This is a genomic window from Bizionia paragorgiae (assembly GCF_900107625.1).
GTDB lineage: Bacteria > Bacteroidota > Bacteroidia > Flavobacteriales > Flavobacteriaceae > Bizionia > Bizionia paragorgiae.
This window is the reverse complement of sequence record NZ_FNQK01000004.1, coordinates 145,664-168,032: the sequence shown is the minus strand read 5'-3', so window position 1 is coordinate 168,032 and position 22,369 is coordinate 145,664. Positions and strand designations below refer to the sequence as shown.

General features: G+C 35.8%; 26 protein-coding genes. 11 read left to right on the top strand and 15 right to left on the bottom strand.

What is annotated here, in order from left to right; genetic code table 11:
• Positions 1-26: 26 nt before the first annotated feature.
• Positions 27-1,118, bottom strand: a complete 1,092-nt coding sequence (locus tag BLV64_RS04145; RefSeq protein WP_092132848.1) for a hypothetical protein — start codon at positions 1,116-1,118, stop codon at positions 27-29.
• Between the two features lie 166 nt (positions 1,119-1,284).
• Between BLV64_RS04145 and BLV64_RS04140 the strand changes: the two genes are divergently transcribed.
• The 3 genes from BLV64_RS04140 to BLV64_RS04130 all read left to right on the top strand — a co-directional run bounded on the left by BLV64_RS04140 (position 1,285) and on the right by BLV64_RS04130 (position 2,589).
• Positions 1,285-1,896, top strand: a complete 612-nt coding sequence (locus BLV64_RS04140; RefSeq protein WP_092132845.1) for a DEAD/DEAH box helicase — start codon at positions 1,285-1,287, stop codon at positions 1,894-1,896.
• Between the two features lie 74 nt (positions 1,897-1,970).
• Entirely contained in the window at positions 1,971-2,339 is a 369-nt protein-coding gene (locus BLV64_RS04135) for a DUF2085 domain-containing protein (RefSeq protein ID WP_092132842.1), read from the top strand.
• Between the two features lie 13 nt (positions 2,340-2,352).
• Complete coding sequence (locus tag BLV64_RS04130; RefSeq protein ID WP_092132839.1) at positions 2,353-2,589, top strand: hypothetical protein; 237 nt, start codon at positions 2,353-2,355, stop codon at positions 2,587-2,589.
• Positions 2,590-2,772: 183 nt separating this feature from the next.
• Here BLV64_RS04130 and BLV64_RS04125 read toward each other — a convergent pair whose 3' ends face one another.
• The 5 genes from BLV64_RS04125 to BLV64_RS04105 form a co-directional block, all read right to left on the bottom strand.
• Positions 2,773-3,549 carry a carboxypeptidase-like regulatory domain-containing protein gene (locus BLV64_RS04125; protein WP_092132837.1) on the bottom strand — a complete coding sequence of 259 codons (777 nt, stop codon included), beginning with the start codon at positions 3,547-3,549 and terminating at the stop codon, positions 2,773-2,775.
• A 90-nt stretch (positions 3,550-3,639) separates the two neighbouring features.
• On the bottom strand, positions 3,640-5,472 hold the full coding sequence (locus tag BLV64_RS04120; protein WP_092132834.1) for a DEAD/DEAH box helicase: 1,833 nt from the start codon (positions 5,470-5,472) through the stop codon (positions 3,640-3,642).
• A 213-nt stretch (positions 5,473-5,685) separates the two neighbouring features.
• A complete protein-coding gene (locus BLV64_RS04115; RefSeq protein ID WP_092132831.1) occupies positions 5,686-6,114 on the bottom strand; it encodes a DUF4268 domain-containing protein in 429 nt (142 codons plus the stop codon).
• 4 nt (positions 6,115-6,118) lie between these two features.
• On the bottom strand, positions 6,119-6,793 hold the full coding sequence (locus BLV64_RS04110; protein WP_092132829.1) for a ZIP family metal transporter: 675 nt from the start codon (positions 6,791-6,793) through the stop codon (positions 6,119-6,121).
• A gap of 4 nt (positions 6,794-6,797) precedes the next feature.
• Positions 6,798-7,529, bottom strand: a complete 732-nt coding sequence (locus BLV64_RS04105) for a class I SAM-dependent methyltransferase (protein WP_092132826.1) — start codon at positions 7,527-7,529, stop codon at positions 6,798-6,800.
• 177 nt (positions 7,530-7,706) lie between these two features.
• On the opposite strand from BLV64_RS04105, the gene BLV64_RS04100 reads away from it, so the two are divergent.
• From BLV64_RS04100 to BLV64_RS04090, 3 genes are all read left to right on the top strand, one after another.
• Complete coding sequence (locus tag BLV64_RS04100; protein ID WP_092132823.1) at positions 7,707-8,864, top strand: THUMP domain-containing class I SAM-dependent RNA methyltransferase; 1,158 nt, start codon at positions 7,707-7,709, stop codon at positions 8,862-8,864.
• Positions 8,865-8,875: 11 nt separating this feature from the next.
• Entirely contained in the window at positions 8,876-10,513 is a 1,638-nt protein-coding gene (locus BLV64_RS04095; RefSeq protein WP_092132820.1) for a sulfatase-like hydrolase/transferase, read from the top strand.
• A 63-nt stretch (positions 10,514-10,576) separates the two neighbouring features.
• Complete coding sequence (locus BLV64_RS04090) at positions 10,577-11,644, top strand: acyltransferase family protein (protein ID WP_092132817.1); 1,068 nt, start codon at positions 10,577-10,579, stop codon at positions 11,642-11,644.
• A gap of 5 nt (positions 11,645-11,649) precedes the next feature.
• Here BLV64_RS04090 and BLV64_RS04085 read toward each other — a convergent pair whose 3' ends face one another.
• From BLV64_RS04085 to rlmD, 3 genes are read right to left on the bottom strand one after another with little or no spacing between them, the layout of a single operon-like run.
• Positions 11,650-12,381, bottom strand: a complete 732-nt coding sequence (locus BLV64_RS04085; RefSeq protein WP_092132814.1) for a DUF6048 family protein — start codon at positions 12,379-12,381, stop codon at positions 11,650-11,652.
• Positions 12,347-12,889, bottom strand: coding sequence for a DUF6452 family protein (locus tag BLV64_RS04080; protein ID WP_092132811.1), 543 nt, complete (start codon positions 12,887-12,889; stop codon positions 12,347-12,349). Before BLV64_RS04080 ends, BLV64_RS04085 begins: the two co-directional genes overlap by 35 nt.
• A gap of 31 nt (positions 12,890-12,920) precedes the next feature.
• Complete coding sequence (gene rlmD / locus BLV64_RS04075) at positions 12,921-14,333, bottom strand: 23S rRNA (uracil(1939)-C(5))-methyltransferase RlmD (RefSeq protein WP_092132808.1); 1,413 nt, start codon at positions 14,331-14,333, stop codon at positions 12,921-12,923.
• A 318-nt stretch (positions 14,334-14,651) separates the two neighbouring features.
• Between rlmD and rocD the strand changes: the two genes are divergently transcribed.
• A complete protein-coding gene (rocD, locus tag BLV64_RS04070; protein WP_092132806.1) occupies positions 14,652-15,896 on the top strand; it encodes an ornithine--oxo-acid transaminase in 1,245 nt (414 codons plus the stop codon).
• A gap of 80 nt (positions 15,897-15,976) precedes the next feature.
• On the opposite strand, the gene BLV64_RS04065 is transcribed toward rocD, so the two are convergent.
• Both BLV64_RS04065 and BLV64_RS04060 read right to left on the bottom strand, forming a co-directional pair.
• Positions 15,977-16,306: a CCC motif membrane protein gene (locus tag BLV64_RS04065; protein WP_092132803.1), complete on the bottom strand. Its 330-nt coding sequence runs from the start codon at positions 16,304-16,306 to the stop codon at positions 15,977-15,979.
• A gap of 12 nt (positions 16,307-16,318) precedes the next feature.
• Positions 16,319-16,603 carry a DUF2752 domain-containing protein gene (locus BLV64_RS04060; protein ID WP_092132800.1) on the bottom strand — a complete coding sequence of 95 codons (285 nt, stop codon included), beginning with the start codon at positions 16,601-16,603 and terminating at the stop codon, positions 16,319-16,321.
• Between the two features lie 131 nt (positions 16,604-16,734).
• Here BLV64_RS04060 and BLV64_RS04055 point away from each other — a divergent pair, with 131 nt between their 5' ends.
• Positions 16,735-16,935 (top strand): hypothetical protein, encoded by a 201-nt coding sequence (locus tag BLV64_RS04055; RefSeq protein ID WP_092132797.1) that lies wholly within the window; start codon positions 16,735-16,737, stop codon positions 16,933-16,935.
• Positions 16,932-17,501, top strand: a complete 570-nt coding sequence (locus tag BLV64_RS04050) for a Smr/MutS family protein (protein ID WP_092132795.1) — start codon at positions 16,932-16,934, stop codon at positions 17,499-17,501. The genes BLV64_RS04055 and BLV64_RS04050 overlap by 4 nt, the downstream gene beginning before the upstream one ends.
• Here the strand turns inward: BLV64_RS04050 and BLV64_RS04045 are convergent.
• Entirely contained in the window at positions 17,498-18,424 is a 927-nt protein-coding gene (locus BLV64_RS04045; protein ID WP_092132792.1) for a hypothetical protein, read from the bottom strand. The two genes, BLV64_RS04050 and BLV64_RS04045, sit on opposite strands and share 4 nt — an antisense overlap.
• A gap of 162 nt (positions 18,425-18,586) precedes the next feature.
• On the opposite strand from BLV64_RS04045, the gene BLV64_RS04040 reads away from it, so the two are divergent.
• Entirely contained in the window at positions 18,587-19,726 is a 1,140-nt protein-coding gene (locus BLV64_RS04040) for a cysteine desulfurase family protein (protein WP_092132789.1), read from the top strand.
• A gap of 2 nt (positions 19,727-19,728) precedes the next feature.
• On the opposite strand, the gene BLV64_RS14520 is transcribed toward BLV64_RS04040, so the two are convergent.
• The 3 genes from BLV64_RS14520 to rlmH all read right to left on the bottom strand — a co-directional run bounded on the left by BLV64_RS14520 (position 19,729) and on the right by rlmH (position 21,061).
• Positions 19,729-19,899: a hypothetical protein gene (locus BLV64_RS14520; protein ID WP_177165291.1), complete on the bottom strand. Its 171-nt coding sequence runs from the start codon at positions 19,897-19,899 to the stop codon at positions 19,729-19,731.
• A 67-nt stretch (positions 19,900-19,966) separates the two neighbouring features.
• The gene (locus tag BLV64_RS04035; RefSeq protein ID WP_092132786.1) at positions 19,967-20,542 is read right to left on the bottom strand and encodes a non-canonical purine NTP diphosphatase; all 576 of its coding nucleotides are present in this window, start codon (positions 20,540-20,542) and stop codon (positions 19,967-19,969) included.
• A gap of 45 nt (positions 20,543-20,587) precedes the next feature.
• Positions 20,588-21,061, bottom strand: a complete 474-nt coding sequence (rlmH, locus tag BLV64_RS04030) for a 23S rRNA (pseudouridine(1915)-N(3))-methyltransferase RlmH (protein ID WP_092132783.1) — start codon at positions 21,059-21,061, stop codon at positions 20,588-20,590.
• A 427-nt stretch (positions 21,062-21,488) separates the two neighbouring features.
• Between rlmH and nadC the strand changes: the two genes are divergently transcribed.
• Entirely contained in the window at positions 21,489-22,349 is an 861-nt protein-coding gene (nadC, locus tag BLV64_RS04025; RefSeq protein WP_092132780.1) for a carboxylating nicotinate-nucleotide diphosphorylase, read from the top strand.
• Positions 22,350-22,369 lie beyond the last annotated feature (20 nt).

Here is a 22,369-nt window from a genome sequence, read left to right as displayed (position 1 = left end):
TTTTTTTTGCTATTAATAATTTAGATTTAAACCCTTTGCGATCGTGTTGAATTACGTTTCGTGTTTGAAGAACGTGAATTCGATTTAGAAGCTCTCGCTGGTGCTTTTTGACGTGTCGAAGGACTTCTCATATTACCTTTAGACCGCGTGCTTTTATTTTGCGTACGCGCAGTACGTTCTGTTCGTTTTGCTTTTGGCGCCTGTGATGATTTTCTTTTCGGAGCCGAAACACGATCGTTTCTTTTTGAACGACTTGGTGTGTTTGCCTTTGCTGTTCTCGTGTCCGTTCTATTAGAACGTGCTTCAGTACCGCGTCTTGGCGTGTTACTTCGTGTTGCCTGACTTGCGTTTCCTGATCTTGATCGCGGTGATGTAGCACGAGAACGCTCTCTACTTCTAGAGTTCTGTTCTGTATAACGTTGTCTACCTTCAGTTCGAGAAGCATACGATCGGCTTCTTTCAATAGTATGACCTCTTCTGTTTGCTACTGCAGTACGTCTTCGGCTGTTATTCATATACGGTTTATGGTATTTATAACGTACCGGTTTGTAGTGCTTTCTGTAAGGTTTGCTATAAACCACACGGTAGTGATGTGCTGGAACTCGGTAATGTGAATGCCAAGGTCTGTGAACATAACGTCTGTTGTGTATGTTTATATAGCCTCTAAAATGAGAAAACCTGTGGTGATTGTTGTAAAACACATGTAATCCGCCTAATCGTGTAACATATCCGTAATGGTTATAGTCAACAAATATGTTTCCTATCTGACTAATTCTACCGTAATAGTCGTAAAATATAGGGACGTTTTCTATTTGAATAATCGCTCCAAATTCGTCATACTGTACATAAGCACCGTAATCGTAACCCGAGTTAAAACTCACGTGAACATTTGGTGATCCAATAGAGACATTTACTCTCGGACCGTAATTTGGTAAATAGAAATCAAATTGCCCGTCTGGAAAGACCGAAAATTCAATGCCTTGCTCTACAAATATGAATGAGTTATCATACCCATAAAATCTAGAACTATTTGGAGACTCCTCAAGAGGTCCGCTTTCTGCTTTTACAGCAAGACTTGTAAAAAGTAATGCTGAAAATAAATAGATTATTTTTTTCATAACTATAGGTTTTAAGATTGAATATGAGGTAAATTACAAGCACCGTGCCAAAAACTTAAATCAGAGTTTTTTTAACAGAAGGGGCTCACCGAAACAAATAGGTGCTGTGTTTTGTCGGGTCATTAATATCGAGTAGTTTAGTAGCCTAAAAAATAGTAGAAAATATATGTCTTTTAAAAAGCTAAATCCAGAAATTAAAGATGCTTTAATTACCAATGATATTGAAGCGCCAACGTCTTTTCAGAAACTTTTTTTACCAAAAATAAAATCGGGTATCGATATTTATGGAATTGGAAAAAAGGGGGTAGGGAAAACGACCGCAATGATTATAGGAACGATGCAAATGTTAGGTAGTAAAGCGTTCGAAGATGCGCCTAGAGCCTTAATATTAGTAGAGGACAAACAAGCGGCATTGGATTTACAAGCGGCTTTTTTAGAGTTTACAAGTCGTACCGATTTACGAATTTATACCGCGTACGAAGAGCATGATTTGGAAAAGCAAAAAGAAGAGATTTATTACGGACAAGATATAGTAATTGCCACGCCTAAGCGTTTAAACAAGTTGTTTTTTCTAAATGCTATTAACGTGACCCAATTAAAACTTTTTATTATAGAAGATGCTGAATTCGCGATAAAAGCAAAATATTATAACGATGTTATTCGCGTTCCTGAAAGTTTAGAAAAATGCCAGTTTTTAATTTTTGCAGAAGAGTTATATCCTAAATTACAACGCTTAGACGATTTGTTTATGTTTAATGCTATGACCATTAAAGTTTGAGACTAACAAAAAATAAATTATATTAGACATCTAAATATAAATTTAAATCTCTTTTTTAAGAGAATTTTAATTCTATGAAGACGTTAAAGTCGCTTTCTAAAAAAGGGGTAACTCTTAATTTTTCTTATTGCCATAGGCTTCCGGAGCGTTCCTTTTTTTTTAAAGGGAGGCAGTTGCCTTTATGTTCAAGATGTACAGGTATAAATCTAGGATATTTTTTCATGCCCATATTTGCATTAGGCTTTCTTAAAATATCGTTGTTTTGGACTATAATAATGATTCTACCAACTTATATCGACGGTACACTCCAAGCGTTCACAAACTATGAAAGTAATAATAAATTACGTTTTATTACCGGTCTAATTTCAGGTATCGGTACCATGTCGCTAATAACTATTATAGGAGTGTTTATTGGTCGCCAAATCTTAATACTAATCAACTAAACCAACTTAAACCATGTCAGAAAATTTACAACCAAATCACAATGCAAACGATGAATTAAGTACGGGCTTAAAAGTCCTTTCATTTTGTATTCCCCTTGCTGGAATTATTATTTATTTTACCAGTAAAAAAGACAGTCCAAATAAAGCCAAGGCTGCTTGTCATATGGCGTTGTGGGGCTTTGGTCTAGGGATTGTCATTAATATTATTTTAACCGTCTTAGGCTTAGGTGCTGGAGCGATGGGAGCATAGTAGATCTTGCGGGGTAAACCCGTGTGCTACGTATTAAGCAGCGCGCCATGCATACTAGCGAGTTCTAAACCTAAAAAAGCGATTGTATAAAGATGTCTTTATACAATCGCTTTTTTTTGGTCTGTTAATATATTACTTATAACAACCCACAACACCAAGTGTAGATTGCACGCGCTAATGTGATTAATACCGTTTCTTACCGTTTCGGTTTAGGACTTTAAACTCTTCATAACATTCACTTATAGCATCTAATATTTGTAAATCGTTAGCCGTTTGAATAAATGCTTTGGAGTAATTACATTGTGTAATTATTTCATCGAGATCGATCTTATTAACCTGGAGTAAAACCATTAACATTTCACGATCGAAACGCGAGGCAAGGAGCGCTCTTATTTCGTCATCTTGTTTCATTTGTTTTAGCTTTCTAAGTTCTTGAGACTTACTGCTAAACGTATTGTATAAAAAGTCTAAAGGATTAAAAATAGAACCCAAAATTTTATCAACAGCACTTTTAGAATTGTTTCCGGCTTCATAGCCCATAGATAATCCCGATATACTATAACGGTAGTTTGTGTTAAGCGCTACTTGCTTTATATCTACCTCTAAATATCCAGTTAGTTTTAGTTCATTAACTACAACTTCTTCTAAGGCTAAGGCTAATTCTGTTAAAGTAATTTTAGAACTCCCAAACTTTAACCAGTCATTGGTGACTTTTACTTTAATCGATTTATAACCTATATAAGAGAGGTGGAGTGTATCGTTAACTTTTGCTTTAAGTTTAAACTCCCCTTTGTTATTTGTTGTTGTTCCTATGACCTGATTAATATTTACAATATTTACATCCTCTAGGGTGTAATTTGTAGTGGCATCGACGATGACACCTAAAACTTCAGTATCGTCCTCTTGCGAAAAAGAAAACAGGGAGGTCAGGAGAAGAATAAAAGTAAATAGGGGTTTCATAGATCTTATGGATATAAACGATAAAAGTACTAAACATATAATTATTTAGTACTTTTAAAGTTATTTTTTGCTAAAAATTAACAAAAACGCTTAGCGTCTAGAACGTCTTGGTCTAGAATCTCCAGAGGTTTCTGCTTTAGATTCACTACGTCTTGGTCTGCTTGAAGAGGAATCACTGCTTTTGCGTCTGTCACTTCTGTTTCCAGAACGGCTAGAGTTTCCAAATGAGCGCGATTTACCACCGTCTCTTTTATCGTCGCGACGTTTTCCACCACCAGTAAACTTACCTCCACGACCTCTTCCGCCACGGTTTGGTTTATCTTCAGTGATTTCAACGTTTACAAAACGTCCGTTATATTTAAAATCTGTAAAGAAAGCTAATACTTTCTCTTGTAATTCTTTTTCTGTGTTAAAGAAAGAGAAGGTGTCTTTAGTATCTACTTTAAAAACATCATCACGTCCAAGATCTAATTGTTCTTTTAAGAAATCTTTCAATTTCATCCAATCGAAACCGTCTTTTTCACCTACGTTAATAAAGAATCTTGCTGCATTAGAACCGTAAGAGCGTGATTCGCCATCACCATCTCTGCTAGCTCCAGCTTTTACGTTTAAATCTTTAGATTTTTGGTAGTAGTTAAAGAAACGAGAGAATTCTACAGAGAAAAATTTCTGCACTAATTCATCTTTAGTCGTGTCTTCAAACATAGAGTTTATGCTTTCTAAATACTTACCAATTTCAGGATTAACTTCTGTAGTGTGGATTTTGTTTGCTAACGACATTAACTGTACCTCGCAAATTTCTATACCACTAGGGATTTCCTTAAGTTCGAATTTCTTATTAATGATACGTTCGATACTTTTAATTTTTCGAACCTCACTCTTAGAAACAATAACCATAGAAACACCAGTTTTACCTGCACGACCTGTACGACCAGAACGGTGTGTGTACGTTTCAATTTCATCAGGTAATTGGTAGTTGATAACGTGTGTAATATCATCCACATCAATACCACGAGCCGCAACATCGGTAGCGACAAGCATTTGTATTTGCTGTGTTCTAAATTGCTTCATAACAATATCACGTTGATTCTGACTTAAATCACCGTGTAATGCCCCAGCACTGTATCCGTCTTCAATTAATTGTTCTGCAACTTTTTGAGTGTCTCTTTTTGTACGACAAAAGATTACAGAAAAGATATCTGGATTCGCATCGGCTAAGCGTTTTAAAGCTTGGTAACGATCGCGAGCATTTACTAAAAAGTATTCGTGAGAAACATTGCTTGTACTTTCATTTTTATGACCAACAGTAATTTCCTGCGGATCTTTCATGAATTTCTTAGCAATTTTAGCAACCTCTTTTGGCATGGTTGCCGAGAATAACCAGGTGTTTTTCTCTTCTGGAGTATGAGATAATATGTCGGTAATGTCTTCTTTAAAGCCCATGTTTAACATCTCGTCGGCCTCATCTAAAACAGCATACTGTATTTTAGAAATATCTACCAGACGTCTGTTAATCATATCTTTCATACGACCAGGAGTGGCAACAATAATTTGTGCACCACGTTTTACGTCTCTCGCTTGGTCCATTATACTTGATCCACCATAAATGGCAACCACATTTAAACCGTTACAATACTTACCGTATTGTTTCATTTCGTTTGCAATTTGCAAACATAACTCACGCGTTGGAGATAAAATTAGTCCTTGAGTAGTTCGTGAAGACGAATCAATTTTTTGAAGCATTGGGAAACCAAATGCTGCAGTTTTTCCTGTACCCGTTTGTGCTAATGCAACTAAATCGGTATCAGATTCTAATAAAATTGGAATGGATTTGTCTTGGACTTCACTTGGTTTTTCAAAACCTAAATCAGTAATAGCTTTTAATAGATCTTCGTTAAGACCTAAATCTTGGAATGTGTTCATTCTTAATTATAAGTATTCAATGGCGTAATGTTGGTGTTACATTTAGAAGCGCATCGAACATACTTAAAAACCTTACTTCTAGTAACACATCCTCACTCTGAGGAATATAAAAATCCGCATCTCGGATTTTTTCAAGGTGCAAATATAGTGTTTTTTTTAGAACAACGGTGGTTGTTCTGCTTTTTTATTTGAATAGCACTGATAATTAATAGGTTATGCCTTAAGGTAATCTTCATATTCGGTAAAAAAGTCCTCGAAAGCGCCCATTTTTTCATTAAAGAACAGCATAACGTGTTGCCAAGAGTTCTTATTATGTATCGATACTTTGTCGTCCAAGTGAACAGAAATTCTAGAGATCTCTTTTCCATTATCTAAAAAGTACTCTTCTTCGTAAATTGCTTCTGGAAGGTATTCGGAGGTTAATATGGCTTTAAGCGCTACTAATTTCTCCCAGCAGTTAATACGGTTTTCTAAATCGTCTTCTAAATCTAGAAATACGGCCGCCGATTTATTATCAAAATGGAATTTAAAACTAAAGCCTTTTATTTTTGTGTCGTACAATATCCATTTTCGTGGAAACGACTTCCCATAGCTAATCCAAAATTCTTCACGTAACTTTCTAGAGTCCTCTTTACTAAACATAATGTTATATTAGATACGCTATAACAATAGCAATAATGATGGTTAATAATTTGGAAATATTAAACTTGTGGTTTTCATTACTTTCAAATAAAATCGTCGTCGAAATATGTAATAGAATACCTATAACTACACCCGATATTTCTGTGTAATAGGTATGAATAATACTAAAATTCGCAGCTATTAATACCCCTAAAGGTGTCATTAAAGCAAAAAGCAATAAAAAGGCTATCGCTTTAGAAGTCTTCATTTTAGAGGCTCTAAAAAAGGTGGCTAAAATGATCGCTACCGGTAATTTATGGATAATAATACCGTAAATCAGGTTGTGGTGCCCATCAACAGGAATACCTTCTAAAACACTGTGAATACTTAAACTTACAAAAAGAAGCCACGGGAAACTCTTGTCGTTTTTGTCTAAGTGAATATGGCCGTGCTCGGCTCCTTTAGAGAAAAATTCTAATATAATTTGTAGTAAAATACCAGCCATTATAAAGACACCTACCGAGTGAGAATCCTCGTGGTACACCTCTGGTAAAAAATGAAATACGGTAATAGATAGTAAGAAGGCACCGCTAAAAGCCAGTAATAATTTTAAATTCTTACTCTGTTTGGGTTTTAAAATAAGTACAATTAAAAAACCTAAAACAACAGATAGAATGGGTAAAACGATATTTATAAGCATGCGTTTATTTAAAAATTAATATTAAACGTTCAGACGATTTACGATGAAATTTGTTCAGCTTATAGTCGCCAAACACATCCAATAAATACACTCCTGCTTGTTCAAAAAGCGCTTCAAAATCGGCTAGTGTAAACGCGCGAACACGCTCTTGAAACTCGTAGTATTCGTCTTCGAAAGTAAAGGAAATGTCTTTAATAATATATCCGTTTTCAACACGACGCTTTTGTAAAAAGTCAATACCATTTACAGTTTTCGTGTCTTCAGCGACCAGGTGGTCTATAACAAATTCGCTATTCATAAAATCGATGACACCAAATCCACTTTCATTTAAATCCGAATGAATGGCTTTAATAGTGTTTAAATTATCGATGTCCTCATCAAAATACCCGAAACTCGTAAACAAATTAAAAACAGCATCAAACTGTTTGTTATAAGGTTTACACATGTCATGCACTTCAAAATGTAAGGTGTCGTTTTCAAATTGTTTAGCGTAGGCAATGCTGTTTTCAGACAAATCTACGCCCGTAACATCGTATCCTATACTGTTTAAGTAAATGGAGTGACGCCCTTTACCACAGGCTAAATCTAAAATATCTCCGCCTTCAGGAATATTTAAATAATTGGTAAGATTATACATAAACGTTTCCGCTTCGTTATAATCTCGATCTTTGTATAAAGTATGATAAAATGGCGAATCAAACCATGATGCGTACCATTTTTGTGTGTGTTCAGTCATATATAGATTTTGGGGTTTGCCTTTCGCTATCGCTAAAACGCACCAGGCTTTCACAAGTCGCTTCCCGATAGTTATCGGGAGAGCTCCAACAATTGCTCAATCCTTAACCCAATTTTTAATAAAACATTAAGTTTGCAACAAAAATAGAGTATTTTTGCAATCTATTACACGAATTCAATGGAAGAAAATTTTAAAATGGTCGCCAAAACCTTATTTGGTTTTGAAGATATATTAGCAAACGAATTAATACAACTTGGTGCTCAAGAAGTTAAAACAGGCGTACGTAACGTTAGTTTTGTTGGGGATAAAGGGTTTATGTATAAAGCCAATTTAGCATTGCGTACGGCTACAAAAATCTTAAAACCTATTAATAGTTTTAAAATCAAAACCGAACAGGACCTGTATAAGCAGATCTATAAAATGGACTGGAGCAAATATTTAAAGTCCTCAGGAACGTTAGCGGTAGATGCAACAGTAAACTCAACAGTTTTTACACACTCTTTATACATATCGCAAAAAACCAAAGATGCGATTGTCGATAAGTTTAGAGATGAAACTGGCGAGCGCCCTAATGTGGATTTAAAATTCCCTGATTTAAAAATTAATATTCATATCGATCGCGAAGTGTGTAATGTGTCTTTAGACTCTTCGGGAGAATCCCTACACAAACGCGGTTATAAAACGGCAACAAATATCGCCCCTATAAACGAGGTGCTTGCTGCTGGCTTAATTATTCTGTCGGGTTGGGACGGACAAAGTGATTTTATGGACCCGATGTGTGGTAGTGGTACCATGCTTGCCGAAGCTGCTATGATTGCTTGCAATATTCCACCAAACTTAATGCGTAAGGAATTTGCCTTCGAACGCTGGCAAGATTGGGATGTGGAGCTGTTTGAAAAAATCGAGGAATCCCTACTTAAAAAAACACGAGATTTTCATCATAAAATATTTGGCTTCGATAAGTCACCAAGTGCAGTCACGAAAGCCAAAGAAAATGTTCAAAATGCCCACTTAGAAGAGTTTATCTCTATAAAGCATGAAGATTTCTTTAAGACTCAAAAAGGAGGGGACGAGAAGTTGCATATGGTATTTAATCCGCCGTATGGCGAACGACTGGATATCGAAATGGAAAGTTTTTATAAAAACATTGGTGATACCCTAAAACAAAACTACCCGAATACAGACGCTTGGTTTATCACTTCTAATTTAGATGCTTTAAAACATGTAGGGCTAAGACCTTCACGAAAAATTCATTTAATGAATGCACGTTTAGATTCGCGTTTAGTGAAATATGAAATCTATGCCGGGAGTAGAAAAGGAAAATACATGAAATAGAGGTTTTTTCTATGCTTAAGCGTCTTAAATCACACCTTCCACCAATAGTCCGTAGCGCGCTAGTATTGGGCTATCCCTTGGTGTTGTTTGTTATTATTGGGGCGCTAGTTATTCCTTTAAAAGCCGATTATTACAAAGAGCTGGGGACCCTGTTTTTATTCACTTCTATAAGTATAGGAGCCGTTTTATTGATTGAGTCCCCTAGGCTAAAAAAATGGACTTTCGTAATATTACTGGGTATTCTCGGGTTTTTTGCGAGTATAAAACTGATTTTTTATGCCGTTTTTGGTGTAAAAATTAGCGGGTCTTCTTTATTTGTGCTCTTTGAAACAAACAAAAATGAAGCTTCAGAATTTTTAGCGGGTTATGTCAATGGCGAGGTCGTAGTAATTAGCCTTCTTTTTCTTATTCCTATACTAATAGCTAGTGCCTATCTGGTTTTTAAAAATAAGGCTATATCCGTTTTCAAGCTTGACCATAATTCTACTGGTTTTAGAAGTGCTATATTGGTATTGATGCTGTTGTGTGTCTACTTTTTAAACCGCTCTTTTAAAGATCATAGTTTGGTATTTACCGTATCAAAATCTTATAAGGAATATGCGGAAGCAAAGAAAAATGTACAATCAGATCTCGCACAAACGACCTCAGAAAATGTATCTATTACCAGGCAAGATACACTACCAAAAATAGGTGTCGTTATTATAGGAGAGGCCACTTCACGTTGGCATATGGAACTCTATGGTTATAACCGTCCCACCAATCCGTTACTTAAAGAAATAAAAGACGAGCTTTTTATTTTTGAAGATGCCATCTCCCCACATGTTATGACGATTCGCTCTTTGGAGAAAAACCTAACCTTAAATAGTTTTGAAACGCCACAACATGAGACTAACTTTTCGGTTGTGCAGTTGGCAAACGCAGCGGGGTTTACTACCCATTGGATATCTAATCAAGAACCTGTTGGGTTTACCGAGAGTATACCAACAATAATTGGTAGTGCAGCACAGCAGACTCAGTTTTTGGCTACCGATAGCTATAATTATGCTATCTATGATGAGAATGTACTCCCAGAGCTTAAAAAGGCACTTCAAAGGCCTGGCGAGAGAAAACTTATTTTCTTGCATTTAATAGGCACGCACCGTTTGTATAAAAAACGCTATCCAGAAACATTTAATTATTTTTCGGGTGTCAACGAACGGACAAAGTATAAAACCGCCTATTCCGAATTAAAGGTAAACGAATACGATAATGCCGTGCGTTATAATGATTATGTTGTACGCGAGATTATAGAAACAGTTAGAACTGCAGATCAACCTAGTTTTGTGGTTTATTTTTCAGACCATGGTGATGAAGTCTTTGATACCATCGATTTTATAGGGCATCACGGTAGTAAAGCAACGCGACCAATGCACGATGTTCCTTTTATAGCCTGGTTTTCGGAAGCGTATAAAAAAAAGCATCCACAACATATAGAAGCGACTTCTAGAAACTCGAGTAAACCCTATGCATTAGAAGATTTTACTCATAGTTTTTCCGATTTAATTCAAGTTAGTGCCAAGGGTGTCGATAGTACTAAAAGTATATTTAGTAGTGATTTTAAAGTGAAAAGACGCCAATTGCGCCACGGTAGGTTTTATGATGAATTGTAAATAGGCTACCCTTTATAATTCCAAATAAATTACTGTACTTTAGAGCGCATAAATACAAAAACAATGATTAATAAAATATCAAAAACCGAAACCTTGTATCTTAAAGGCATTGGTATTTTACTTATTGTATGTCATAATTTTTTGCATTGGGTAAAACCTATGATAGGAGAAAATGAGTTCAGCTACTCTCGAGAGGTATATAACACCTTCTTGTCTGCTATGACTTTAGACTTTGGCAATGTTATTAAACACCTGTTTTCTTATTTCGGACATTACGGTGTGCAACTGTTTATATTTTGTAGTGGCTACGGTTTAACGGTGGCGTATGGTCATAAACAGTTAAGCCTTGTGCCATTTATGAAAAAACGGATCTTAAAATTATATCCCGTTTTTACCTTAGCGATTTTAGGCTTACTGGTTTATACCTATGTTATTTTTGGACGCGATTTTTCTATGCAAACGATTACAGATTTGCTGTTGCGTTATACCTTACTAGCGAATTGGATTCCAGGGAAAATTTTCGTGGTTAGCGGACCGTATTGGTTTTATGCTATGATTATTCAGTTGTATGTCTGCTTTTTCTTTTTAGTGAAACTCCATCATCGTTATCGTTACGGACTCGTCGCAGTAATGCTGCTGTCGTACGTGATTATTATAACGACCAATGATTTTTTTGTAGCACAAAAATTAAGTCTATACTATAATTTTTTAGGCAACTTACCGGTGTTTGTATTTGGAATGCTTTTAGCGTATAACAAAGATAAAACTTACAATTTCAGGTATAAAGCTATGGTTTTACCCCTTATAGTAATTTTTATTTTGGGGCAGTATTTTGAGTTCTTTTGGAATTTTTCTCAGCTCGCCTTTATTCTTATAATTGTGCCTTTACTCTTAAAACTTTCGCGACTATCACAAGGTAAGATGTATGCCTTTATAGTATACACTGGAGGGTTGGCTATGTATATGTTTGCTTTAAATGGCTTTTTGAGAAGTCCGTGGGTATATCAGATTAATAAATACGAATCGGATGTCTTTATCTATGTCTTTGCTCTGGTTTTTCTGATTATTGTGTATGTCGCTTCAGAAGTGCTAAAGCGGGTAGAGCAGAGTCTTGTAAAGCGCTTTTTATAAGAGGGTTACTTGTTTTTCTTAAAAATAGGAATCAGGTAAGAAACAGTATACCCATAACCAGCACCAATTTTACTACCATCATAAGTCTTTCCAAAACCTGGAATATAATTATTACCAAAATTTTCTGGGGTATCTTCAGAAATCGAAAATTTTAATTGCGCTTGAATGCCTACAAATAAATTGGTTAAGACCTCGGCCTTTATTCCCATTATCAGTTCGGCCCAAATAGCTGTAAGGCCGCTAAACTTCTCCACTTCGTTAGAAGTGAATTGTGGGGCCCAAAACTGATTTGTACTATATACCGTGTAGCTATTGCGTTGTTGAGAAAAAGTACTAGCGCCCACTCGGAAACCACTGTAAATCATGTTTTCCATATCTAGCCAGTTCTCATACATATTATAATCAAACCCGGCCTTAAAATAACTACCGTTTGCCGTCGTGCTTAAAAAGTCGTTACTACTTGTTTTTTCTTCGGTACCCAACTCACCAGCAACATACCAATTTTTTGTTAATCGGTAGTCCCCATTAATTTCAAAACCTGTATACTCCTCATCTAAAAAAGAACGTACTAGCTTACTAATATCTCCACCTAATCGTAAGCCATACTTTTGTTTTACAACCAGCGAATCGCTAGGTGTATTTTCAGGCGTATTTTGATCTTGCGCATTTACAGTAACACAAAACAACAGTAAGACTACTGTACTAATGAAATATGTTAAAGTGTGGGGTATCTTCATTTTCTATAGTTTGATTATCGTTTACCGATTGTATGACTTCGATCCAGTTATCACCATCATCTTCAACCGTTATTGTTATGTTTTTAAAAATAGACTTATAACCACAAGCTTTAGAAACGTAAACGTCTTCGGTAGCGTATTCTATAGTAATAACATCTGGATTCCCAGTAATAAAATCATCCGACGGGTCGTTTGGAGTGCCATTATTAGAAATGGCATAGTCCTTATACATACGGTATTGGGTTATCGAGTCGGTCGTTTTTAGTGGCAGTATAACGCTGTCGGCAGCGGCTGTACCATTATAAACATCTAACACACGCAAGTCATCGACCGTTTCTACCCTAAAAAAATTGACGTTTTTAGGGTTTTCTAAGTTTATCGTTGTTAAATCTAAAAAAGAGATAATTAATCGCGGCGTGGTTGGCGTTTCTCCAGAGCAAATATCGTCGCGCTCACAACTTAATGTAAGGGTTAAAACGAGTAGAAGTAAGGCTGTTATTTTTCTCAAAAGACTCAGATTTTCTGCTATTAATTATAAATTATCTTTTTTCTAAAAGCACAATGTTTTCAACGTGATGTGTTTGTGGAAACATATCTACGGCTTGGGTTTTTGTTACTTTATACTGCGCATCCATTAATTCCAAATCCCTAGCTTGCGTAGCACTATTACAACTTACATAAACCACTTTTTTAGGAGCGATATTAAGAATTTGTTGCACGACATCTTTATGCATACCATCTCTTGGAGGGTCGGTAATAATAACGTCCGGCTGTCCGTGAGTATTTATAAAATCGGCGTTAAACACATTTTTCATATCACCCACATAAAACTCAACGTTAGAAATGCCGTTAAATTGTGCGTTTTCTTTTGCTGCAGTAATCGCATCTGGTACGGCTTCCACACCAATAACTTTTTTAGCTTTTTTAGCAACAAATTGCGCAATAGTCCCTGTTCCTGTATATAAATCGTAAACCAGTTCGTCGCCTTGTAAATCGGCAAATTCACGCGTTAGTTTGTATAATTCGTAAGCTTGATCAGAATTGGTTTGGTAAAATGATTTGGCATTAATCTTAAATTTCAAGCCTTCCATTTCTTCAAAAATATGATCTTGTCCTTTATAGCAAATCACCTCTTGATCGTAAATGGTATCGTTTGCTTTACCGTTAATTACATATTGTAAAGAGGTAATCTCAGGGAAGGTTTCAGCAAGGTGATCTAATAATAACTCACGCTTTTCTTTATCTTCCTTAAAAAACTGAATAAGGATCATAATATCTCCTGTAGACGAGGTACGAATCATCATTGTTCGCAATAGTCCTGTTTGGTTTCTCGTATTAAAAAACTCCAAACCGTGATCTATAGCAAATGCTTTTACGCTGTTTCTAATGGCGTTCGACGGATCGGCTTGTAAGTGGCACTTATTAATATCTAATATCTTATCCCACATCCCTGGAATATGAAATCCTAAAGCGTTTCTATCACCTAAATCTCGGTCCGATTGCACCTCTTCAAGGGTTAACCATCGTGAGTCGCTAAATGAAAACTCCATTTTATTTCTGTAAAAATACTGTTTTGCAGATCCTAAAATAGGAGTCACTTCCGGCAATTCGATATGTCCAATACGGGTTAGGTTATTGGTGACTTCATTTTGCTTATAATATAATTGGTGCTCATAGGCCATATCTTGCCATTTGCATCCCCCACAAGTTCCAAAATGTTCACATTCTGGGGTGGTACGTTTTTCGCTTAATTTATGAAAAACAGTCGCTTTACCTTCAAAAAAAGCTTTTCGCTTTTTAAAAGTTTGCACATCTACAATATCACCAGGTACGGCATTAGATATAAATATCACTTTACCATCAGGTGCTTTTGCTACCGTTTTTCCTTTTGCTGCTGCATCTAAAACTTCTACGTTAGTAAAAATTTGCTTTTTAGTTTTTCTTCTTGACATAGGCACAAAAATACTTTCTTTTTATATTATTTAATCATTACAATCCAAAAAATGCAAGATAATACCTGTTTTTCTTAAAAGTTATCTTATTTCTTATTGTTAGTACGGGAGTATAGTTCGTTTGTTATTAGTGCTTTAAGATGTTAAATAATGGCGTTTCGAGCGTTAAAATTATGATAACAGTTTTATAAATTATTTGATTTGGCAATCAGATTTAGTAATTTGCAGCATTCACGGATGATTTCTCTCCGGTGAGGATAATTTAAACGTATTCTCAAAGAAGGAATAACCTTTTTTTTAAATTAAAATTCCATTATAATGGCTGTTTTAGAACAATTAACATCGCAACAAGCGATAGACTTAGAAAACAAATACGGAGCCCACAATTATCACCCACTACCAGTTGTATTAAGCAAGGGAGAAGGGGTACACGTTTGGGATGTTGAAGGCAAAAAGTACTACGACTTTTTATCTGCTTATTCTGCAGTTAACCAAGGTCACTGTCATCCAAAAATTGTGGATGCTATGACTAAACAAGCACAAACATTAAGTTTAACGTCTAGAGCGTTTTATAACGATATGCTTGGTAAATTCGAAAAATTTGCCTCAGAAACATTTAATTTCGATAAATTATTACCAATGAATACAGGTGCTGAAGCGGTGGAAACAGCTTTAAAAATCTGTAGAAAATGGGCTTACGAAGTAAAAGGAATAGATGAAAATGAAGCGGAAATTATCGTGTGTGAGAATAACTTTCACGGACGTACAACAACCATCATCTCGTTTTCTAACGATCCTGTAGCGCGTAAAAATTTCGGACCCTATACAAAAGGGTTTATAAAAATTGAATACGATAACCTTAAAGCTTTAGAAGAGGCTTTAGAAAGTAATAAAAATATTGCTGGTTTTCTAGTAGAGCCTATTCAAGGGGAAGCTGGTGTTTATGTACCGTCAGAAGGGTACCTAACAAAAGCTAAAGCCTTATGTGAAAAACATAATGTTTTATTTATTGCCGATGAAGTTCAAACAGGAATCGCGCGTACGGGAAGACTATTAGCTATAGATCATGAAAAAGTAAAAGCTGATATCCTTATCTTAGGTAAAGCGTTATCTGGAGGAGCTTATCCTGTATCTGCTGTATTAGCTAATGATAACATTATGGGTGTAATTCGCCCTGGAAACCATGGTAGTACTTATGGAGGAAACCCGATTGCTGCTGCTGTAGCGATTGCTGCTTTAGAAGTTGTTAAAGATGAAAACTTAGCAGAACGTGCTGAGACTTTAGGACAATTGTTTAGAGCTGAAATGCAGAAATTTATCGAGACTTCAAATATTGTAACTACAGTAAGAGGTAAAGGGTTATTAAATGCAATTATAATTAACGATTCTGAAGATAGTGATACGGCTTGGAACATCTGTTTAGCATTACGCGATAACGGATTGTTAGCTAAACCAACTCATGGAAATATTATTCGTTTTGCACCACCTTTAGTAATGACTGAAGAGCAATTATTAGACTGTGTTTCTATTATAACTAAAACACTAAAGACTTTCGAAAAATAATCTCGAAACCTTATAAATAAAAAAATGCGACCTATTTAGATATAGGTCGCATTTTTTTATGCAAAATACCTGCTAACTAATTAGCTGTATTGTGCGTTCTGAGCTTCTTCTAAACCTCTTTGGAATTCTTCCATAGCTTTGTCAAATTCTCCTGTCGATAATAAATAAATCGAGTAAATTAAATATACGACATTGATAGCAAGTGCTACTAAAGCAACAATTTTTGCTGTATTCATCGCATTAATATCTCCTTCATAGTCATCCGGGTTTAATTGCGCATCTTTAATTTTTTTGTTGGCAATATAGAATGCTGGAGCTGCTAGTAAAACACCTAAGCCACCAAAGCAGCAGCATAAAATACTAATAACAGAGAGGACGTAAACTAATGTAGGTTTTAATTCTTTTTTCATTCTTTAAGGTTGTTAGTTGGTTTTCTTGATGATAAAACTAATAATAATTATTAAAACTGAAGCAATGGCTAAGGCATTAATAATTTTATTAGCGTATTTAAATTTAAAAACAAATGTACTAAGAATAAGAAGTGCTAGCGGTATTAAAGTATAAATAGCAGGATACATTTTAAAAGCGGCTACAAACTCCCCTTGAAAGAATAGAGATAACCCGCGTTGTATGCCACAGCCCATGCACTCAAAACCTAAGAGTTTTTTGTTAAGACAGGGTAGCATGTAGTCTTCTGGGAGCGACATAAATTGAGTTTCATCAAAAGTAAATATAAAAATAGTTTTTTTATAAATTCATTTTATATGCGCTGTAATTATTTTATATTTTACAAATATTAAATGTAGAAAACAATATATTAGCAGTAATAAATTAAAAGATGAAGAAGAACACAATTAGTTACTTGTTAATAGTGGTAGGTGGTGCTGTTGCTATCTATGCCAATGCGGAAGAGCAACAAAATACATTAATTTTAGTGTTGGGAATACTTGTTTTAATGTTTGGAATATACAGATTATCGAGTACCATTACTAGTAAATCTGAAAAGGAGGACACCACGACTTATATTGAAGAAGAATGAGTTTTAAAAAAGGGGATAAGGTATTTGTTCTTGATGAAGATCTTTCGGGAACAGTGACAACGGTTAGTGGTAGTACAATAACTATCGAAGATCGCGATGGATTTGAGCTTCAATTTGAAGCCTCGGAAATTGTGAAGCAAGGTGGTGCTGATTTGAAAAAAGAGGTGTTTTCAAACCAAAGTTTCGATACGGTAATTCGTGAAAAGTCTGTAGAGAAAAGAAAACAGGGACCTAAAGTAAAAGCGAAAGAGCGCTATCAACCCACCATGGAAGTGGACCTACATATCCATCAACTCGTGAAATCGGAACGCGGTATGACTAGTCATGACAAAAAGATTTTACAACTGGATACCGCACGTCATAAATTAGAATTTGCTATTAAAAAGAAAATTCAAAAGGTTGTTTTTATCCATGGTGTGGGAGAGGGGACTCTAAAATTAGAATTGGAATACCTTTTTGGTCGCTATAACAATGTTAAATTCTATGCTGCCGATTATAAGAAATACGGACTCGGGGCCACCGAAGTCTATATCTTTCAGAATGTAAAACCTAATACCTACGATTAAAAGGTAGGGGTTACCGTTCGCGTTTTATTAGTTGATGGATCGTCAAGCGTACCAAAATCTAAAAACTGTTGCGTTACCACATCAAAAGTTAAGTTTTCCAAATTTAATGTAACTACAAACTTTTGTTTAATAGAATGGACTCTATAAGCAGTAGCAGGAACAGCAGTGGCTACCATTGGGTTTAAGTAATCTGGTCCTACCGTGTTATTTGTAATGTCGTTGGTAGGGTTTTGATCTTGAGTTGTATTTTCTTCATCTCGCGTTAATACGCCATCCCCATCATCATCATCGTCTAAATAGTCAGGTATGCCATCACCATCAGTATCTAAAGCCATACTTAAGCCATCGGCTGCAGTGTAATTAGGTCTTTCGTTAATAGTTAACACATTATCACCATCGTCATCGGCATCTAAAAAATTAGGAATGCCATCGCCATCGGTATCATCATCATATAAATCACCATTGCCATTAAGGTCTTCTAACTCGGCAGGAATACCATCGTTATCATCTTCAATTAAATCCATAGTAAATAGCGCTTTACCTCCAGAGTTAAGGTCTTGAGTGACTTGAATGTTTGCTGGTGGTATATCGCTACAGAATAGGTTGTCAGGAAGCGATGCGTACGATCTGTAGTTTAACACGTTATTTCCTGTAATATTAACCACCAACTGGGTGTCTACCAATTCTACTAAATACGGATTCTCGGTAGTCGGTACCGTTTCGTAAAAATCTGATAATTCTATGCTTGGTGTGGTCACTAGTAAAGAAAGTGATTCTGCTGGTTCGGATTTTGTTTTATAAAAAACAATATCCCCACAGGTTTTAAATGTGTTGCCAAACGTTAACTCGGTTGTTATGATCTCGCCATCATCGCAAGAGAAAAATAAAAAGCTTAGTGTTAAAACAGAAAGTAGTGTGCGCATATAAAATTAATTGATAGACAAAAATAATAGATTTGTCATATTATAACGCTTCTTATTGCATTTAATTTTATTTGACTTATTTTTGAATAATTAAAACGACACCATCTTTATCGTTTGTAATACCTAACGGAAATTCACATTAGGAAAGCGCAAAAAAAAACAATGAAACACGTATATTTTGATAGTGCAGCAACCACTATGATTCGAGAGGAGGTTATTGAAAAAATGACCACAGTAATGCGAGAGAGTTATGGTAACCCTTCGTCAACACATAGTTTTGGACGTTCTGCGAAGTCTATAATTGAAAACGCACGAAAAACCATAGCCAAACAATTTAATGTGACTGCTTCCGAAATTGTCTTTACTTCAGGAGGAACGGAAGCCGATAATTTAGCTTTGAGAAGTGCTGTTAGGGACTTGGAAGTAAAAACTATTATTACCTCGAAAGTCGAGCACCATGCGGTTTTACACACTTTAGACCAGTTGAAAAAGGAGTATGGGGTGATTGTGGAATATGTTAAGTTAGATAGTAAAGGGAATGTCGATTTAAATCACCTAGAGCAATTACTAAACGTACCTAACAAAGCCATGGTGAGTTTAATGCATATTAATAACGAGATCGGTACGATTTTAGACCTAAAACGCGTTGCCGAATTGTGCAAAGCCCATAACGCTCTTTTTCATAGTGATACCGTCCAGTCGGTAGGGCATTATCGTATAGATTTACAGGAGATACCTCTAGATTTCCTTGCAGTTAGTGCGCATAAATTTCATGGCCCTAAAGGCGTAGGTTTTGCTTTTGTAAGGAAAAAATCGAATGTTAAAGGTTTAATCTTTGGAGGGGAGCAAGAGCGTGGCGTACGAGCGGGAACGGAATCTATTCACAATATTTTAGGATTGGAAGAAGCTTTAAAATTAGCTTATGCGAACCTTGATGAAGAGCGTGAGTATATCACCGGTTTAAAGTCTTATTTTATTGAGCAGTTAAGAACACATGTTCCGGGCGTTCTGTTTAATGGGGAGTCCGATAACCTTGAGAAAAGTACGTATACCGTATTGAGTGTGTGTTTACCGGTATCTCCAGAAAAAGGACAAATTCTACTGTTTAAACTGGACTTAAAAGGAATTGCCTGTTCTAAAGGTAGTGCTTGCCAGAGTGGGAGCAGCTTAGGCTCTCACGTATTAAATGAAATTTTGTGTGAGGCTGATTTACAAAAACCATCCATTCGCTTTTCATTTAGTAAATACAATACAGTGGAAGAGATAGACTATGTTATTTCAGTTTTAAAAGAAGAACTGTAAGTCTAGCGTTTTGTTAATACGTCCAATTGGTTTAATAGCATTCTAGCTTCTTCGAGCATTTTTTGCTTTTCAATTTTTTCTGAAGGAGGTAAGGCCTTAGAGTCTTCAATAAGCTTGGTGTATTCTCGTTTTAACGCATTTAGTTTGCTCTTATTTTTTAATAACTGAAACATGTCTAAAAATTTTAGGCAAAGATATTTTCAATAAAATAAAAGATGATTAAGTATTTGTTAAAGATTGTTATAGAGAACTTAAATAATCAATAAGAGCACTTACGGCTTTACCGCGATGACCGATTTTATTTTTTATGTCTAAATCCAATTCAGCGAATGTTTTGCTGTAGCCTTGAGGTTTAAAAATAGGGTCGTAACCAAAGCCTTTATCACCCTGTTTAGTCGTGGTGATTTCTCCTTCGCAAATTCCTGTAAATGTTTTTACTGTACCGTTTAACTGAAGAGCAATAACTGTTTTAAATTGAGCATTGCGATTGCTATGCACTTCTAACTTAGATAACACCTTGTTCATATTATCGTCCGAGTTGCGTTGCTCTCCGGCATAGCGTGCAGAAAACACACCAGGCTCTCCATTTAAAGCGGTAACTTCCAATCCGGTGTCATCGGCAAAACAATCGTAATTGTAATGGTCTTTTATATACTGCGCTTTTTGCAAGGCATTACCTTCAATTGTAGGTTGTGTTTCTGGCACCTCCTCCAAACATCCAATATCTTCTAGGCTCAAAAGGGTGATGTGCTGTGGTATTAATGCTTGAACTTCTTTTATTTTGTTTTTATTATTGGTGGCGAATACGATTTTCATAGGATGTAATGGGTTGTGTTAGAATCAGTAAAAAGGTTAGGGCAATTACCGGTGATGATAAGGTTCATTTCTTAAAATAGTAAATCCTCTGTACAATTGTTCGATGATAAATAAACGGACCATTTGATGTGAAAACGTCATTTTTGATAAAGAAATTTTTCCTTTGGCTTGCTGGTAGACGTCTTCGCTAAATCCGTAAGGACCGCCGATAACGAATACCACTTGCTTGATACCAGAATTCATATGCTTTTGTAAATAGTTAGAAAAACCTACAGAGTCCATTTGCTTGCCGTTCTCATCCAATAAAATAAGCGCGTCCGTAGCGTTTATTTTTGCTAAAATAAGTTCGCCCTCTTTTTGTTTTTGTTGGGCTTCACTTAGGTTTTTGGCGTTTTTAATATCAGGGATTATCTCTAAATTAAACTTGATATAAAAGCCTAAGCGCTTACAATAATCATCGATTAATGCTTGTAATTGTTTGCTGTCGGTTTTACCAATGGCGATAAGTTTTATAGTCATTTAAAAACACTGCTTTTAATGTGTAACATATTCTTTTCGTTAGTAGGTGCATTAAAGAAGCGCGCTCCTTTTTTAGCTTGAGTACATTTAAAGGCCCCAAAACACCCCAAGATCTATTCGTTTTCTATAAAACGACGTTTATAAACGGACCTCAAGTGCAAATTTATAGATATTAAGGACGCTACAAGCAAACTTGCCGCCGTTTTTTTTAATACCATTCGCAAAATAGCGATTACCGCTAGTCCGAGGTAAGCAGTTCGAGTAGGCATTAGTCCGAACAGTATAGGGTCTGCTGCCCCATATTTTGAGGCTTTGAGTTTACTAGCATCGTATTATAAGCTGATTTTTTACCCATTTGTCGCTAAACTATACTAATTATTCAAAAAACGCCAATCAATTTATTACTTTAGCAGGAAAGAAAAAAATCATGATTAGTAAAGCACAATTCGATAAAGAAATAGAGTTAATAATAGCCAATGCTATTCGCGAGGATGTTGGTGATGGAGACCATAGTTCCTTAGCTTGTATACCTGAATCTGCCACTGGAAAAGCGAAGCTTTTAGTAAAAGACCAGGGGGTGATTGCGGGGATAGCCTTTGCAAAACAAGTGTTTAATTATGTCGATCCGGAGTTAAAAGTGGAGACTTTAATCGAAGAGGGATCACCAGTAAAATACGGCGATATTGTATTTTATGTACAAGGTAAATCGCAATCCATTTTAAAAGCCGAACGCTTAGTACTTAATGCCATGCAGCGTATGAGTGCTATTGCAACCAAAACAAAGCAGTTTGTTGATTTGTTGGAAGGTACGGGGACAAAAATATTAGATACCCGAAAAACAACTCCTGGGATTAGGGCTTTAGAAAAATGGGCCGTAAAAATTGGGGGTGGAGAAAATCACCGTTTTGCTTTGTATGATATGATCATGCTAAAAGATAACCATATAGATTTTGCAGGAGGAATTACGCAAGCCATTGAAAAAACCAAGGACTACCTAAAAGAAACTAACCGTGATTTGAAAATTATTGTAGAAGCGCGTAACCTACAAGAAATTGAGGAAATCTTAAAAACCGATGGCGTTTATAGAATTCTAATCGATAATTTTAACTACGAAGATACACGCAAGGCTGTACAATTAATTGGAGACACCTGTTTAACAGAAAGTTCAGGAGGTATAAACGAGGAGACTATTCGCGATTACGCACTTTGTGGTGTCGATTATATTTCTTCTGGTGCGCTAACACACTCTGTTTATAATATGGATTTAAGTTTAAAAGCAGTCGAATAGTTCGATTTAAAGGGCCCCGA

Excerpts from the sequence above, each read along its gene's own strand:
- BLV64_RS04145 (WP_092132848.1), bottom strand. The coding sequence starts at position 1,118 with ATGAAAAAAATAATCTATTTATTTTCAGCATTACTTTTTACAAGTCTT.
- BLV64_RS04140 (WP_092132845.1), top strand. The coding sequence starts at position 1,285 with ATGTCTTTTAAAAAGCTAAATCCAGAAATTAAAGATGCTTTAATTACC.
- BLV64_RS04135 (WP_092132842.1), top strand. The coding sequence starts at position 1,971 with ATGAAGACGTTAAAGTCGCTTTCTAAAAAAGGGGTAACTCTTAATTTT.
- BLV64_RS04130 (WP_092132839.1), top strand. The coding sequence starts at position 2,353 with ATGTCAGAAAATTTACAACCAAATCACAATGCAAACGATGAATTAAGT.
- BLV64_RS04125 (WP_092132837.1), bottom strand. The coding sequence starts at position 3,549 with ATGAAACCCCTATTTACTTTTATTCTTCTCCTGACCTCCCTGTTTTCT.
- BLV64_RS04120 (WP_092132834.1), bottom strand. The coding sequence starts at position 5,472 with ATGAACACATTCCAAGATTTAGGTCTTAACGAAGATCTATTAAAAGCT.
- BLV64_RS04115 (WP_092132831.1), bottom strand. The coding sequence starts at position 6,114 with ATGTTTAGTAAAGAGGACTCTAGAAAGTTACGTGAAGAATTTTGGATT.
- BLV64_RS04110 (WP_092132829.1), bottom strand. The coding sequence starts at position 6,793 with ATGCTTATAAATATCGTTTTACCCATTCTATCTGTTGTTTTAGGTTTT.
- BLV64_RS04105 (WP_092132826.1), bottom strand. The coding sequence starts at position 7,529 with ATGACTGAACACACACAAAAATGGTACGCATCATGGTTTGATTCGCCA.
- BLV64_RS04100 (WP_092132823.1), top strand. The coding sequence starts at position 7,707 with ATGGAAGAAAATTTTAAAATGGTCGCCAAAACCTTATTTGGTTTTGAA.
- BLV64_RS04095 (WP_092132820.1), top strand. The coding sequence starts at position 8,876 with ATGCTTAAGCGTCTTAAATCACACCTTCCACCAATAGTCCGTAGCGCG.
- BLV64_RS04090 (WP_092132817.1), top strand. The coding sequence starts at position 10,577 with ATGATTAATAAAATATCAAAAACCGAAACCTTGTATCTTAAAGGCATT.
- BLV64_RS04085 (WP_092132814.1), bottom strand. The coding sequence starts at position 12,381 with ATGAAGATACCCCACACTTTAACATATTTCATTAGTACAGTAGTCTTA.
- rlmD (WP_092132808.1), bottom strand. The coding sequence starts at position 14,333 with ATGTCAAGAAGAAAAACTAAAAAGCAAATTTTTACTAACGTAGAAGTT.
- rocD (WP_092132806.1), top strand. The coding sequence starts at position 14,652 with ATGGCTGTTTTAGAACAATTAACATCGCAACAAGCGATAGACTTAGAA.
- BLV64_RS04065 (WP_092132803.1), bottom strand. The coding sequence starts at position 16,306 with ATGAAAAAAGAATTAAAACCTACATTAGTTTACGTCCTCTCTGTTATT.
- BLV64_RS04060 (WP_092132800.1), bottom strand. The coding sequence starts at position 16,603 with ATGTCGCTCCCAGAAGACTACATGCTACCCTGTCTTAACAAAAAACTC.
- BLV64_RS04055 (WP_092132797.1), top strand. The coding sequence starts at position 16,735 with ATGAAGAAGAACACAATTAGTTACTTGTTAATAGTGGTAGGTGGTGCT.
- BLV64_RS04050 (WP_092132795.1), top strand. The coding sequence starts at position 16,932 with ATGAGTTTTAAAAAAGGGGATAAGGTATTTGTTCTTGATGAAGATCTT.
- BLV64_RS04045 (WP_092132792.1), bottom strand. The coding sequence starts at position 18,424 with ATGCGCACACTACTTTCTGTTTTAACACTAAGCTTTTTATTTTTCTCT.
- BLV64_RS04040 (WP_092132789.1), top strand. The coding sequence starts at position 18,587 with ATGAAACACGTATATTTTGATAGTGCAGCAACCACTATGATTCGAGAG.
- BLV64_RS14520 (WP_177165291.1), bottom strand. The coding sequence starts at position 19,899 with ATGTTTCAGTTATTAAAAAATAAGAGCAAACTAAATGCGTTAAAACGA.
- BLV64_RS04035 (WP_092132786.1), bottom strand. The coding sequence starts at position 20,542 with ATGAAAATCGTATTCGCCACCAATAATAAAAACAAAATAAAAGAAGTT.
- rlmH (WP_092132783.1), bottom strand. The coding sequence starts at position 21,061 with ATGACTATAAAACTTATCGCCATTGGTAAAACCGACAGCAAACAATTA.
- nadC (WP_092132780.1), top strand. The coding sequence starts at position 21,489 with ATGATTAGTAAAGCACAATTCGATAAAGAAATAGAGTTAATAATAGCC.